Annotated in this window: 13 protein-coding genes and 1 pseudogene; 7 read left to right on the top strand and 7 right to left on the bottom strand. The window is 74.0% G+C overall.

Annotated features, from left to right (window positions below; all coding sequences use genetic code 11):
• Positions 1–477 (top strand): annotated as a pseudogene (locus tag ACZ6J5_RS28075) (hypothetical protein); the annotation flags it as partial.
• A gap of 78 nt (positions 478–555) precedes the next feature.
• Here ACZ6J5_RS28075 and ACZ6J5_RS28070 read toward each other — a convergent pair.
• Positions 556–1659, bottom strand: coding sequence for a ferritin-like domain-containing protein (locus tag ACZ6J5_RS28070; protein ID WP_469396071.1), 1104 nt, complete (start codon positions 1657–1659; stop codon positions 556–558).
• A 110-nt stretch (positions 1660–1769) separates the two neighbouring features.
• Here ACZ6J5_RS28070 and ACZ6J5_RS28065 point away from each other — a divergent pair, with 110 nt between their 5' ends.
• From ACZ6J5_RS28065 to ACZ6J5_RS28050, 4 genes are all read left to right on the top strand, one after another.
• Positions 1770–2705, top strand: coding sequence for an AurF N-oxygenase family protein (locus tag ACZ6J5_RS28065; protein ID WP_469396070.1), 936 nt, complete (start codon positions 1770–1772; stop codon positions 2703–2705).
• A 39-nt stretch (positions 2706–2744) separates the two neighbouring features.
• Positions 2745–3467, top strand: coding sequence for a TetR/AcrR family transcriptional regulator (locus ACZ6J5_RS28060; protein WP_469396069.1), 723 nt, complete (start codon positions 2745–2747; stop codon positions 3465–3467).
• A 25-nt stretch (positions 3468–3492) separates the two neighbouring features.
• A complete protein-coding gene (locus tag ACZ6J5_RS28055; protein WP_469396067.1) occupies positions 3493–3780 on the top strand; it encodes a hypothetical protein in 288 nt (95 codons plus the stop codon).
• A 73-nt stretch (positions 3781–3853) separates the two neighbouring features.
• Positions 3854–5239: a C40 family peptidase gene (locus ACZ6J5_RS28050; RefSeq protein ID WP_469396065.1), complete on the top strand. Its 1386-nt coding sequence runs from the start codon at positions 3854–3856 to the stop codon at positions 5237–5239.
• On the opposite strand, the gene ACZ6J5_RS28045 is transcribed toward ACZ6J5_RS28050, so the two are convergent.
• The 5 genes from ACZ6J5_RS28045 to ACZ6J5_RS28025 are packed head-to-tail and all read right to left on the bottom strand — an operon-like array spanning position 5212 to position 11217.
• Positions 5212–6447: a styrene monooxygenase/indole monooxygenase family protein gene (locus tag ACZ6J5_RS28045; protein ID WP_469396064.1), complete on the bottom strand. Its 1236-nt coding sequence runs from the start codon at positions 6445–6447 to the stop codon at positions 5212–5214. The two genes, ACZ6J5_RS28050 and ACZ6J5_RS28045, sit on opposite strands and share 28 nt — an antisense overlap.
• 55 nt (positions 6448–6502) lie before the next feature.
• Positions 6503–7195: a GTP-binding protein gene (locus tag ACZ6J5_RS28040; protein WP_469396062.1), complete on the bottom strand. Its 693-nt coding sequence runs from the start codon at positions 7193–7195 to the stop codon at positions 6503–6505.
• Entirely contained in the window at positions 7176–7595 is a 420-nt protein-coding gene (locus ACZ6J5_RS28035; RefSeq protein WP_469396061.1) for a DUF742 domain-containing protein, read from the bottom strand. Before ACZ6J5_RS28035 ends, ACZ6J5_RS28040 begins: the two co-directional genes overlap by 20 nt.
• Positions 7592–8080, bottom strand: coding sequence for a roadblock/LC7 domain-containing protein (locus ACZ6J5_RS28030; protein ID WP_469396059.1), 489 nt, complete (start codon positions 8078–8080; stop codon positions 7592–7594). Before ACZ6J5_RS28030 ends, ACZ6J5_RS28035 begins: the two co-directional genes overlap by 4 nt.
• Positions 8077–11217, bottom strand: a complete 3141-nt coding sequence (locus ACZ6J5_RS28025; protein WP_469396057.1) for a sensor histidine kinase — start codon at positions 11215–11217, stop codon at positions 8077–8079. The genes ACZ6J5_RS28030 and ACZ6J5_RS28025 overlap by 4 nt, the downstream gene beginning before the upstream one ends.
• 383 nt (positions 11218–11600) lie before the next feature.
• Here ACZ6J5_RS28025 and ACZ6J5_RS28020 point away from each other — a divergent pair, with 383 nt between their 5' ends.
• Entirely contained in the window at positions 11601–12383 is a 783-nt protein-coding gene (locus ACZ6J5_RS28020; protein WP_469396056.1) for a hypothetical protein, read from the top strand.
• A 101-nt stretch (positions 12384–12484) separates the two neighbouring features.
• Here ACZ6J5_RS28020 and ACZ6J5_RS28015 read toward each other — a convergent pair whose 3' ends face one another.
• Positions 12485–12982: a MarR family winged helix-turn-helix transcriptional regulator gene (locus ACZ6J5_RS28015; RefSeq protein WP_469396055.1), complete on the bottom strand. Its 498-nt coding sequence runs from the start codon at positions 12980–12982 to the stop codon at positions 12485–12487.
• 227 nt (positions 12983–13209) lie between these two features.
• On the opposite strand from ACZ6J5_RS28015, the gene ACZ6J5_RS28010 reads away from it, so the two are divergent.
• The gene (locus tag ACZ6J5_RS28010; RefSeq protein WP_469396053.1) at positions 13210–14049 is read left to right on the top strand and encodes a lysozyme; all 840 of its coding nucleotides are present in this window, start codon (positions 13210–13212) and stop codon (positions 14047–14049) included.
• The last annotated feature ends 74 nt before the right edge of the window (positions 14050–14123 follow it).

The raw sequence follows: 14123 nt of genomic DNA, 5'->3' as shown, positions 1-14123 counted from the left end.
CTCGCCATCACCACCGGCACCCAGTTCTGGCTCCTCTCCGGCTACACCGGAGCCACCATCCAGACCGCCACCCTCATGGAAGGCACCGCCTGGGCCCCCCGCGACATCGTCAACATCGCGGACATCGACCTCGACGGCACCCCCGACCTCCTGTGGCGCAGCCTCGACTCCGGCACCATCTACATCCGCCACGGCAAGCCCGGCACCGTCACCGGAAGCGTCGACATCAACTCCCTCAAGACCGCCGCGGCATCACGGCAGGGCGTCGACACCTCCTACGGCACCAACTGGACCACCACCAACATCACCGCCGTCATCGGCATCCCCGACGTCAACGGCGACAAGATCCCCGACCTGTGGGTCCGCTACGGAGCCGACGGCACCATGAAGGTCTACCACCCCTCCACCACCAACACCGGAGGCCCCGTCAAGACGGTCCTCTCCGTCAACTGGGCCGGCATCAAGTCCTTCGGATGATCCGTAACGAAGAACCCGCCCGACCCACAGCGAGCCCCGGCGCCCCACGGCGCCGGGGCTCGCCCCGTTCCCGGGAGGCTAGGCCCCGCCCTCCGCGATGGCCGCCTCCACCTCCTCGACCCGGGCCCGCTCCTCCGCCGCGAACCGCTCGCGGTCCAGGGCCTCGGCGATCTCCTCGTCCTGGGTCATCAGCAGGTCGAGGTTGGAGTCGCCGAGGTCGAAGACGCCCATGTCGAGGTAGGCCTTCTGGAGGCGTTCGCCCCACAGGCCGATGTCCTTCACGCACGGGACGATCCGGCTGAACAACAGCTTGCGGAAGAGGTGCAGGAACTCGCTCTGCTCGCTGAGCTCCTCCGCCTCCTTCTTCGGGATCCCGAAGTTCTCCAGCACCTCGACCCCGCGCAGCCGGTCGCGCATCAGATAGCAGCCCTCGATGACGAACTCCTCGCGCTCGCGCAGTTCGGCGTCGGAGAGCTGCTTGTAGTAGTCGCGCAGCGCCATCCGGCCGAAGGCGACGTGGCGGGCCTCGTCCTGCATCACGTACGCGAGGATCTGCTTGGGCAGGGGCTTGTCGGTGGTGTCGCGGAGCATCCCGAAGGCGGCGAGCGCGAGGCCCTCGATGAGGACCTGCATCCCGAGGTACGGCATGTCCCAGCGGGAGTCGCGCAGGGTGTCGCCGAGCAGGCCCTGGAGGTTGTCGTTGATCGGGTAGAGCATCCCGATCTTCTCGTTCAGGAAGCGGGCGTAGATCTCGGCGTGCCGGGCCTCGTCCATGGTCTGGGTGGCCGAGTAGAACTTGGCGTCCAGGTCCGGCACCGACTCGACGATCCGGGCCGCGCAGATCATCGCGCCCTGCTCGCCGTGCAGGAACTGGCTGAACTGCCAGGAGGTGTAGCTCCGGCGCAGCTCACCCTTGTCCTTCTCGGTGAGCTTGGCCCAGTGCCTGCTCCCGTAGAGCGCCAGGGCCTCGTCCGGGGTGCCGAGGGGGTCGTACGGGTCGACCTCCAGCTCCCAGTCGATGCGGGTGGCGCCGTCCCACTGCTTGTCCTTGCCCTTCTGGTAGAGGGCGAGGAGGCGCTCGCGCCCGTCGTCGTAATCCCAGTTGAAGCGGGCGGAGCCGGTGGCCGGCACCTGCCAGACGGGCTCCCCGGGGGCCTGTACGTAGAGGTCGTGCGTCGACACTGACGGCTCCTTCCGACGGTTTCCAGCAGGCTCACACGTTGGTAGACGCAGGGTCAACAAGTCGTGCGCGAGGGATTGACGACGCTACTGACGAGGAGTCTCATAAGAGCATGGCCAGTCTCACCGAGCCCGACTTCACCCTCCTGCGTGACGCCCTCGGCCCGCTGCGCGACCGCGAACAGGTCGCCGAACGGCTCCTGGAGTCCTCGCTCAGGCACTCCTACGACCCCGAGACCGAGCTCGACTGGGACGCCCCCTTCGAGGACGGGAAGTGGTTCTGGCCGCCGGAGCTGGTCTCGCTCTACGGCACCCCGCTGTGGCACCGGATGTCCGAGGAGCAGCGGATCGACCTCTCCCGGCACGAGGCCGCCTCGCTGGCCTCGCTCGGCATCTGGTTCGAGATCATCCTGATGCAGCTGCTGGTCCGGCACATCTACGACAAGTCGCTGACCAGCAAGCACGTCCGGTACGCGCTGACCGAGATCGCCGACGAGTGCCGTCACTCGATGATGTTCGCCCGCATGATCACCCGAGGCGGCTCCCCCGAGTACCCGGTGCCGCGGGCCTACCACAACCTCGGCCGGGTCCTGAAGACCGTCTCCACCACCCCCGGCTCCTTCGCCGCGACCCTGCTCGGCGAGGAGATCCTGGACTGGATGCAGCGGCTCACCTTCCCCGACGAGCGCGTCCAGCCGCTCATCCGGGGCGTGACCCGGATCCACGTCGTGGAGGAGGCCCGGCACGTCCGGTACGCGCGGGAGGAGCTGCGCCGCCAGATGGCGACGGCGCCGCGCTGGGAGCAGGAGTTCACCCGGCTCAGCTGCGGCGAGGCGGCCCGCGTCTTCTCCCGCTGCTTCGTGAACCCGCAGGTGTACGACAACGTCGGCCTGGACCGCCGCGAGGCCGTCGCCCAGGTGCGGGCGAGCGGGCACCGGCGGGAGGTCATGCAGTCCGGGGCCAAGCGCCTGACCGACTTCCTGGACGACATCGGCCTGCTGAACGGCCCGGGCCGCCGGCTCTGGAAGTCCTCGGGCCTGCTCGCCTGAACCGCCCGGCGCGGACCCGTACGGAGTTACGCTGCGGACATGACGAGTCAGGCCTCGCCCGCGTACCGCCGGCTCGGCGTCGAGGAGCGCACGCGCCAGCTCCTCGACGCCGCCCAGACGCTCTTCGCGCACCGTGCGCCGGAGGACGTCTCGCTCGACGACGTAGCCGAGGCCGCGGGCGTCTCCCGGCCGCTCGTCTACCGTTACTTCCCGGGCGGCAAGCAGCAGTTGTACGAGGCGGCGCTGCGCTCCTCGGCCGACGCCCTGGAGCACTGCTTCGCCGAGCCGGCGCAGGGCCCGCCGACCGAGCGGCTGGCCCGGGTCCTGGACCGGTACCTGTCCTTCGTCGACGGGCACGACGCCGGGTTCGCCGCCCTGCTGCGCGGCGGCAGCGTCGCGGAGACCTCGCGGACCTCGGCCATCGTCGACGAGGTCCGGCGGGCGGCGGCCGAGCAGATCCTCCGCCACCTGGGCGCGCACCGCCCCGGGCCGAGGCTCGGCATGATGGTGCGCACCTGGATCGCGGCCGTCGAGGCGGCGTCCCTGATCTGGGTGGACGAGGGCAAGCGCCCGCCCGCCGGGGAGCTGCGGGACTGGCTGGTGGACCACCTGGTCGCGCTGCTCGCCGCGACCGCCGCGAGCGACCCGGAGACGGGCCGCGTGGTGTCCCGGCTGCTGGCCCAGGAGACCGCGTCGGGCCCGGTCGGCACCCTCGCCAGGAACGTGGTCCCGGTGCTCGGCGAGGGCGCCCACCTGCTCTGAGCGCGGCGGAGGCGACACTGGAGGGGTGAAGAGCGAGAACACCCCCTTCCGCGGCGGCCCCCTCGACGGCCGGTCGCTGCCCGTGCTGCTCGGCCCGACCGGCCACCCCCCGAAGTGGTACGAGGTCCCGGTCCCGGCCCACGAGGGCCGCCCCGCCACGGTCCACGCGTACCGCCGCGAGCCGGCCGGCTACGGCAAGCGGCTCGGTCTCCAGCAGGGCTGGGTCTACGCGTACGCCCCGGAGGGCCGGGAGCGCCGCGAGATCCGCTGGCCCTGGTCGAAACCCCGCCCGGCGGCTCCGCCGAACGAGTGAGCCCCGCGACACCCCCACGCCGGTCCGCTGATCACACAATTCGCCGCGCCATCATCCCGATGGAGGTGGTGACGTGTCGGTACGGCTGCTGCGCACGGTCTGTACGGGATTCCTGGCCGCGTCAACGGCCCTGTCGGCCCTGACGGCGCTCACGGGCCCGCCCGCCGCCGCGGCGGCGGCCCCCGCCGATCCCCCGGGCCCGGGCCCCACGGCCACGACGAGCCCGGACCCGGCCGCCACCCCCGAGACGGCCCCCGGCCCCGGCACGGACCCCGGCACGGACCCGGTCACCGAGCCCACGGCGCCCGGCCCGACCCCCGCCCCCGATCCCGCCCCCGGTCCCCCGGCCCTCGGCACCCTCCTCAGCCGCCTCCAGGTGCTGTACCGCCAGGCCGAGCAGGCCACCGAGGCGTTCAACGCCGGCGAGGAGGCGCTCAAGCGGCAGACCGCCGACACCCGGCAGGTGGACGCACGGCTCAAGGACGCCCGCGCGGCGCTCGTCCAGGGCCGGAACGAGGCCGGCCGGCTCGCGCGGGAGCAGTACCAGGGGCGCTCCGAGCTCTCCCCGTACCTACGGCTGCTGCTCGCCCGCGACCCGCTGCACGCCCTGGACCAGAACCACCTCCTGGCCCGCGCGGCCCGGGAGCGGGCCGGGGCCGTCGGGCGGCTCCAGGCGGCCGAGAAGCACGCCACGGACCTCGCCGCGGCGTCCCGCACCGCCCTGGACCGGCGCCGCGCCCTCGCGGACCGGCAGCGGGCGCACCGCGACGAGGTGGGCAGGCGGCTGCGCGAGGTGGAGGGGCTGCTCGCCGCGCTCTCGCCCGAGGAGCTGGCCCGGCTCGGCGCGCTGGAACGCGCCCAGACCGCCGGCGCGCAGTCCGAGCTGCTCGGCTCCGGCGTCCTCGACGGGCCCCGCTCCCCGTCCCGGGCGGGCGCGGAGGCCCTGCGCTTCGCGGTGGCGCAGCTCGGGAAGCCGTACGAGTGGGGCGCGGAGGGCCCGGACGCGTACGACTGCTCGGGGCTCACCCAGGGGGCGTGGGCGAGCGCGGGCCGCGAGCTGCCGAGGACCAGCCAGGAGCAGTGGCGGACGCTGCCGAGGGTGGCGCTGTCCGAGCTGCGTCCGGGGGACCTGGTGGTGTACTTCCCGGAGGCCACCCATGTCGCCCTCTACCTCGGGAACGGGCTCGTGGTGCACGCCCCGCGCCCCGGGGCCCGGATCAAGGTGTCGCCGCTCGCGGCGAACCCGCTGCTGGGCGCCGTACGCCCGGATCCGGGCGCCCCGGCCCTGACGACGTACGCGCCGCCCGCGCTCCCGGCGGGAGCGGCGGACGGCGCGGACGAGGGCTACGACGGGCACGACGGGCCCGCCGGAGCCCGGACCCCGGCCGGAACGGCGGATCAGGCGCCGCCGGCCGGGGCCGGTCGGGGGGATCAGGGCCCGGCGACCGAGGCCAGGTAGGCGGCGGTCCGCTCCGGGTCGAAGAAGAAGTCCTCGAAGTCGGCCGGGTCGTCGAAGCCGTTCGCGAAGCGGTCGGCGACGGGCTGGAGCTGTCCGGCGGCGCCGAGGAGGTTCAGGACGTGCTCCGGCGGCGGGGCGAGCATGGCGTTGGTCCACTTGGTGACGTGCCGCGCGGTCTGCCAGTAGCGCGCGAACGCGGCCCGCATCCACTCCTCGTCGAACTCCCGGTCGCCGCGCTCGACGATCGCCGCGAGGTAGGCGGCGGCGCACTTGGAGGCCGAGTTGGAACCCTGGCCGGTGATCGGGTCGTTGGCGACGACGACGTCGGCGACGCCGAGGACGAGACCGCCGGAGGGGAGCCGGCCGACGGGGTTGCGGACGGTCGGGGCGTAGCGGCCGGCCAGGGTGCCGCCGGCGTCGGTCAGCTCGACGCGGGTGGCGCGGGCGTGCTCCCAGGGCGTGAACTTCTCCATCAGCTCCAGCGTGAGCGCCAGGTGCGCGGAGGGGTCCTTGACGCCCTTGAAGGCGTCGACCGGGCCGCCGGGGACGCCTTCCCAGAAGAGGATGTCGGCGCGGCCGGAGGTGGTGAGGGTCGGCATGACGAACAGTTCGCCGACGCCGGGGACCACGTTGCAGCGGACCGCGTCGAAGCCGGGGTGCTCGGGGCGCGGGCCGAGCCCGTGGACGTAGCTGACGGCGAGGGCGCGCTGCGGCTCGGCGTACGGGGAGCGGGCGGCGTCCCGGGCGAACATGGAGACGAGCTCGCCCTTTCCGGCGGCGACCAGCACCAGGTCGTAGCCGCGGGCGAAGTAGTCGAGGTCGCCGACGGCGGCGCCGTGGATGACGAGCTGTCCGCCGCGCTGGGCGAAGGTGTCCATCCAGCCGGACATCTTCACGCGCTGGTCGACGGACTGGGCGGGGCCGCGGAGCCTGCCGACCCAGTCGATCGCGCGGCCGGCGTCGGGGGCGGCGACGGAGACGCCGAGGCCCTCGATGCGGGGGGCCTGGGCGGTCCAGAAGTCGAGGCCGAGGTCGCGCTCGTGCTGGAGCGCGGTGTCGAACATGCACTGCGTGGACATGACCCGGCCGGAGCGGATCTCGTCCGGGGTGCGGTTGGACATCAGGGTGACTTCGTAGCCCCGGGACTGCAGGCCGAGGGCGAGCTGGAGGCCGGACTGGCCGGCCCCGACTATGAGTATCTTCCGCATGTGCGACCGACCTTGTGGGACTGGGGGAACTCGGGGGACTCGGGAGACTCGGAGGTTATTCCGGGGAGGCTTCGAGCGCGTGGGCGACCATCGCGAGCAGGGTCTCGACCACGCTGTACCGCTTGCGCGCGTCCATGATCACGACGGGTACGCGCTCGGACACGGTCAGCGCCTCGCGGACGTCGGCCACCTCGAACGACCGGGTGCCCTCGAAGTGGTTGACGGCGACGATGTACGGCAGTCCGCAGCTCTCGAAGTAGTCGAGCGCGGGGAAGCAGTCGGTGAGCCGCCGCGTGTCGGCCAGGACGATCGCGCCGATCGCGCCGCGCACCAGGTCGTCCCACATGAACCAGAAGCGCTGCTGTCCCGGCGTGCCGAAGACGTACAGCACCAGGTCGTCGTCGAGGGTGATCCGCCCGAAGTCCATCGCCACGGTGGTGGTGAGCTTGTCGGGGGTGGCGGTGAGGTCGTCGGTGTCCTCGCTCGCCCGGGTCATCAGGGCCTCGGTCTGGAGCGGGGTGATCTCGGAGACCGCGCGGACGAAGGTGGTCTTGCCGACGCCGAAGCCGCCCGCGACGACGACCTTGGTCGCGATCGGGGCGCGGGTGTGGTCGAGCTGCCAGTCCTGGGCGCCCTCTTCGGGGTCCGGTCCGGCCGCCTCGGCCGGGGCGGCCGGACCGGCGGGGCCCGTGGGCTGGGCGGGGATGCCGCCGACGACGGTCGGCGTTTCAGAGACGGCGGAGTCCACTCAGCACCCTTTCGAGGAGCGCGCGGTCGGGCCGGTCGGTGCCGTGCCCCGTCCCGTACACGCGGATCTTTCCCTGGTCGGCCAGGTCGCTGAGCAGCACCCGGACGACTCCCAACGGCATCTTCAGGAGCGCCGAGATCTCCGCCACCGTGCGCATCCGGCGGCAGACCTCGACGATGGCCCGCATCTCCGGCATCAGGCCGCGCCCGGCGCGGCCCCCGTCGGTGAGGACCTTGCGCTCGGGTGCGGCCTCCAGCGCGGCCACGAAGGTCTCGACGAGGAGGACGTGGCCGAAGCGGGTGCGCCCGCCGGTGAGCGAGTACGGGCGGACGCGGGCGGGGCGCCGGCCCTCGCCTCGTATCGGCAGCCGGTGCGGGTGGTGGGCCGGGACTGAGGTCACTGGGGGCCCTCCATCGACTTGGCCAGTTCGCTGCGGAGTTCGGGGGTGAGCACGTGGCCGGCGCGGCCGACGAAGAGCGCCATGTGGTACGCGATGACGCTCATGTCGCAGTCGGGGGTGGCGTGCACGCCGAGCAGCGAGCCGTCGCTGATCGACATGACGAAGACGCTGCCCTCCTCCATGGCGACCATGGTCTGCTTGACCCCGCCGCCGTCCATCAGCCGGGCGGCGCCGATGGTGAGGCTGCCGATGCCGGAGACGATGGTGGCCAGGTCGGCGGTGGAGCCCCTGGGCCCCTCGGGGCGGTCGGGCTCGCCGGCCGCCGCCGCGTTCTGGACCTCCGGGTCGGACGAGAGCAGGAGCAGCCCGTCGGAGGAGACGACGGCGACGGAGCGGACCCCCGGCACCTCCTCGACGAGGTTGCCCAACAGCCATTGCAGATTGCGGGCTTCACTGCTCAGCCCGAATGTTCCGGTCGCAGTCAACTGCGTGCCTCCTCGACTGTGTCCCCCGTGTTCTCCTCGGTACGTGCTGTCCGCGTGGCCTCGATCTCGGCGGCCACGTCGCGGCGGCCGTGCTCGGCGCCCCGCTGGAAGCCGCCGAGACGGCGGCGCAGGGCCTCGGCGTCGACGCCGCGGGTGCGTATCGGCGGGGTGGCGGGGCCGGCCTGCCGCACTATCCGCGGCGTGCGCTTGGGCAGCCCCTTGTCCGTGACCCGCTCCCACCGCCCGGGCCTCGGTCCGGCCTCCTCGGCCGGTTCCGCGGGCTCCACGGGCTCCGCGGGCTCCTCAGCGGTCCGCTCGTGCGCGTCCGGCTCCGGCGGGGGGTCCGGGAGCCGCACCTGGAGCGTGGTCTCGGAGAGCGTCTCCACGGGCCGGCCGACAGGGGCCTCACCGTGGACCGTGGGGGTGGGTACGGGGCTGGGTGCGGGGGCGGGCTCGCCCTGGTGGGCGGGCGCGGGCTCCGGCTCGTACGCGGGCGGCACGGGTACGGAGGCGGGCTCGGCCTCGTAGCGGGGCGCGGGCACGCCGGGCGCCGGCTCGTACGCGGGCGCGGGCTCGTACGCGGCCACGGGCTCCGGCTCGTACGCGGGCGCGGGCTCTGGCTCGTACGTCGGGGCGGGCTCGTGAGTCAGGGCAGGCTCGTACGCCGGGGCGGCCTCCGGGGCGACCTCCGGCGCGTACGCGGGCGCGGGCTCGGGCTCGTACGCCGGGGCGGGCTCCGGGGCCGGGGCGGGCTCCGGCTCGTACGCGGCCACGGGCTCCGGGGCCGGCTGGGCCTCCGCCCGGGCCTCCGCCTCCGCTGCCGCGATCGCGCGTTCCGCGGCCTCGACCAGGGGGTCGCGGTGGCGCGAGGGCAGGGTGTGGGAGTTGGCCTCGGCGACCGAGCCCGGGAGCGTGACGACGGGCGCGGCGGTCCCGGCCGGCGCCGGGGCGGGCACGGGCGGCGTGACGACGAACGGCGCGCCGGCCGGGAGCAGCGGGAGCGGCAGGACCACGACGGCGGCGACGCCGCCCGGCTGCTGCTCGCGCAGCTCGACCCGGACGCCGTGGCGGGCGGCGAGCAGGGACGCCACGCGGATGCCGAGGCCCTCGCCTTCGGTGTCGGCGATCGTCGGGTCGGCGAGCCGGGCGTTGAGCTCGGCGAGCCGCGCGGGGGCGATGCCGATGCCGCCGTCCTGGACGGAGAGCACGACCTCGCCGGACTCCAGCAGCCAGCCGGAGAGCTGGACCTGGGAGTCGGGCGGCGAGAACGAGGTGGCGTTCTCCAGGAGTTCGGCGACCAGGTGGCTCAGGTCGTCCGCGGCGAAGCCGGCGACCTGGGCGTGCGGGGGCAGCGACTGGATGCTGACCCGCTCGTAGCGCTCGATCTCGCTGACGGCGGCGCGCAGCACGTCGACCAGCGGAACCGGGCCCGGGTGCCCGTGGTGGTGCTCGTGGCCGGCGAGGACGAGGAGGTTCTCGCTGTGGCGCCGCATGACGGTCGCCATGTGGTCCAGCTTGAAGAGGGTGGCGAGGCGGTCCGGGTCCTGCTCGCGCTCCTCCAGCTTCTCGATGACGCCGAGCTGGCGGTCGACGAGGCCGAGGCTGCGCAGCGAGAGGTTGACGAAGGTGTGCTGGACGGTGTCCTTGAGCCGCTCCAGCTCGGCGGTGAGCCGGGCGGTCTGGCCCTGGAGCTCGGCGCGCTGGGCGGCCAGCTCGGCGGCGAGGGAGTCGCGGGCGCCGGTGAGGTCGGCGTGCTCGGCGCCGAGCCGCCCGGCCCGGACGGCGAGCCCGGCCAGCTTGTCCTGGAGGGTGTTGAGGGACCGTACGACCTGGGCGAACTCGTCGTTGCGGCCGGTGAAGCGGATCGGCTCCTCGGCGCCGGGATCGGCGGCGGTGGCGAGCCGGGCGGCGCCGATGCGGAGCACGGCGAGCGGCCGGGTGAGGGTGCGGGCCACGTAGGTGGAGATGCCGACGGCGACGAGCAGGCAGCCGCCGAGGAAGGCGATGCGCACTTCGAGCGCGGTGACGTCGTCGTCGCGGAGCGCGGTCAGACGTTCCGCACGCTCGGCGGCGAGGGCGGATTCGACGCCGCGCATCTGCTCGATGCGGGCGGAGAGCGCGGCGTCCAGCTTGGCGGGGTCGGTGCCGAGCTCGGATTCGGAGAGCTCGGGCCGGTCGGTGAGCCGGGCCAGGTAGCCCTCGGCGCTCTTGACGTCGGGGCCGGTGACGGTGGCGGCGAGGGAGGCGCGGGAGGCGGCGGTGGCGGCCTGGTCGAAGTCGCCGAGGGCGGCGAGCTCCCGGGTCCTGGCCTGCTGGGCGGCCGCGCTGAGGGCGCTCCTGGCCCGCTCGGCCTCGACGGCGCCCTCGGGCTCGTCGGCGACGTAGGTGCCGGTGGCGGGGTCGTAGTGGGTGCCGCCGGTGGACTCGGGCCGGGGCACGGCGAGCGCGGCGAGCAGCAGCCCGCGCGCGGCGGAGGCCTGTTCGGTGGCGCGGCCGAGGGCGGCGGGGGCGCGGACGGCCTCGGCGGCGCGGGCCGGGGTCCGCTCGGCGAGCCGGTCGGCGAGGGCCTGGAGCTGGCCGATGACCTCGGTGTAGGCGCGGTACGCCTCCAGGGCGGAGCCCTTGCCGGTGAGGGCGGTGCGGCGGATGGAGGGCAGCCCGGAGAGCTCGCGGCGCAGCTCGTCGGGGGCGGCGGCGCGGATCTCGTCGATCTGGCGGTCGACGCGGGTCGAGTGGGCGCTGGTGATCTGCCGCTTGGGGCCGTCGCCGGTCTGGTCGTCGCGTCCGGCGGCGACGTACGCGACGACCTCGTCGCGCTCGTCGGAGAGGGAGTGGGCGAGGGTGACGGCCTGCCGGTCGAGCTCGGCGAGGGCGACCAGGCTGACGGAGTCGTCGAGCTCGGCGGAGGCCGTGAGGATCGCGGGGGCACCGGCGGCGAGCACGGTGATGCCGACCAGGGCGACGCCCGCGACGAGGCGGCCCCGGACGCGCTTGGGGCGGCCCGCGGGGGCCGGCCGAGGGGTGTCGGCCGAGGCGTCGGTGCCGTCGGTGCCGTGCGCGGGCAGGCCGGAGCCCTGCGGGTCACCGGGGGTCTGGCTCCGCGCGCCGTTGTTGCTCCGAGGCCGCTTCTTCTGCACCGGTGCTCGCATTCTTGATCGTCCGCCCATGAAGCAGAGGTGACGACCGGTCACATGTCTAGAGCCCCCACCCCTGGTGTGTCTTCCGACCATTTCAGCGGTTCTGGTCAGGGGACTCGCATCGGCCGCTCCGCCACCCGAACGAGTGAACAACACTCATGAGTTGGCGAACAACTCCCCCCGGTGAGGGCCGGGGCGCCGGGCTTACCCCCGGTTGGATCTTCCGCGCGGCCTTTGGCAGGATGCCCGCCCGCAGCTTCCGGGGGCAGGCGGTTCCCGGTTTCCGGCCCCGTCAGGCCCCTTCGCGCACACCGGATTCGGCCCTCTGGAGGCGCTGTGAAGGAGTGGTGCGGGGCCGGGCCGCGCGAGGCAGACTGGGGATCATGCGCACCGAAGCGGTCACCCTGCCCGGCAGCCCCGAACGACCCAACGAGGACTGGGGTGCCGCCGCGCTGCCCGCGTCGGGGGCGGGGGGCGTGGTGGTGGTCCTCGACGGGGTGACGCCACCGGCGGGCGACGACGGTTGTGTGCACTCGGTGCCCTGGTTCACCGCGCGGCTCGGCGGCGCTTTGACTGAACTGTCCGCTTCGCGAAGCGATCTGACGCTGACCGAGATCCTCGCCGTGGCAATCCGGCGCACCGCGGACGCCCACCGTGGCACCTGTGACCTTTCTCACGTACGCACTCCGCAGGCGACGGTGGCCATGGCGCGCTGGGACGGGACGGTGGTGGAGCACCTCGTCCTGTCGGACGCGGCGCTGCTGCTGCGGGACGCGGACGGCGCGGTACGGGCGGTGCTCGACGACCGGCTGGACCGGGTCCCGGACGAGGTGCTGCGCTCACTGGAGGCGACGGACCGGCTGCGGAACCGGGAGGGCGGCTTCTTCACCGCCGCCGCGGATCCGGCGGTGGCCGCGCGGGCGGTGACCGGCACGACGCCGCGCGCGCTGGTGCGGGACCTGGCGGCACTCACGGACGGGGCGACCCGCTGGGTCCAGCTGTTCGGCGAGGGCGACTGGGCGGACTGCTTCGAGGTGCTGGCCAAGGAGGGCCCGCACGGGCTGCTCCGCCGGGTGCGGAGCCTGGAGGCGGCGGACGCGGAGGCGGGCGGCGTCCACCGCTGGAAGCTCCACGACGACGCGACGGCGGTGTACGCGGAGCTGTAGGGGCGGAGGCGACGGGCGGAGCGGCGGGGCGGAGCGGCGGGCGGGCGCGCCGCCCCCCGCGCGCCGTCCCCGCGCGCCGCCCCCGCGTCCCGCGCCCTCGCTCAGCCCTCCGAGCGGACGTTGAAGTGGTTCAGCAGCCGGGCCAGTTCGGCGACCTCGGAGCGGTCCCAGTCGGCCAGCTTGCGGACGTACCGCTCGCGCCGGGCGTCCCGGACGCTGCGGAAGCGGCCCTGGCCCTCCTCGGTGAGCCGGACCAGCGAGGCGCGCCCGTCGGCGGGGTCCGGGTCGCGGGCGACCAGGCCCAGCTGCTCCAGGGCGCGCAACTGGCGGCTCATCGTGGCCTTGCCGACGCCGAAGTAGCCGGCCAGGTCGGTGGCGCGCTGCGGCCCGGCGTCGTCGAGGCGCACGAAGAGCCCGTACGCGGCGGGCTCCAGCTCGGGGTGCACCTCGCGGGCCATCTCGCCGGACTGCGCCCGCGCGCGCCGCAGGAAGACCGCCAGTTCGCGCTCCAGGGCGAGGAACTCCTGGTCCACGCCACCTCCGCGCTTGGGCGCGGATCCACTCCCCGTACCGCTTCCGTGCACGTCAGCACCCCTCACGCGCTTTTCGCTCGCTGAAAGTTCATGTCCTGCCGCGGCCATCGCCGCAGCTCCCCCAGTATTTCGCAGGCGTAGACCAACGGCAGCGGTCGGGCCCTCTTCCGTGCGACGGGTCTACGTGCGTAGCGTCTCACCCCAGCGGACTCACTGACATGTCCACACCAGAAATTGGCGAGGACTTGCCGCCCCGCTCCCCCCACCGATCACCGAGCCTTCGGAGGCACGCGATGCGTGTGCACAGATCCGGGTCGTCCCTCGCCGGCGCCGCCCTCGCGGCCCTGGCCCTCCTGCTCCCCCTCGCCCTCGCCGGTCCGGCCGCCGCCGCCCCGGACCCCGGCGCCCGGCCGGTGCCCGCACGCGGCTCCGCGTACATGGGCATGGGCGTCGTCGCGCACGACGGGCAGGGCGCGAAGCCCGCCGCCGGCCTCTCGGTCCAGGCCGTCCAGACGGAGGGCGTGGACGTCTCCAGCCACAACGGCACCGTGGACTGGGCGACCCTGTGGAACAGCGGGGTGCGCTGGGCCTACGTCAAGGCCACCGAGGGCACGTACTACAAGAACACCGCCTTCGCGCAGCAGTACAACGGCTCGTACAACGTGGGCATGATCCGCGGCACGTACCACTTCGCGACCCCGGACACCACGACGGGCGCGGCCCAGGCCGACTACTTCGTGAACAACGGCGGCGGCTGGTCCAAGGACGGCCGGACCCTGCCGGGCGCGCTGGACATCGAGTGGAACCCGTACGGCGCCACCTGCTACGGCAAGACCCAGGCCGGGATGGTGGCCTGGATCAAGGACTTCCTGGACCGGTACCGGTACCGCACCGGACGGGACGCGGTGATCTACACGGCCACGAGCTGGTGGACCCAGTGCACCGGCAACTACGGGGGCTTCGCCGCCACCAACCCGCTCTGGGTGGCCCGTTACGCCTCCGACGTCGGCACCCTGCCGGCCGGCTGGGGCTACTACACGATGTGGCAGTACACCTCCACCGGCCCCACGGTCGGCGACCACAACCACTTCAACGGCGACTACTCGCGCGTGCAGGCACTCGCGAACGGCTGATCCGGGCAGGGACCCACGGGGCCATGAGGCCATGAGGCAACGGGGTCATGAGGCGACGGGGCTCCCGGGGGCGC

This window comes from Streptomyces sp. NPDC042100, assembly GCF_055582325.1.
This window is presented reverse-complemented; position numbering and strand designations above follow the sequence as displayed.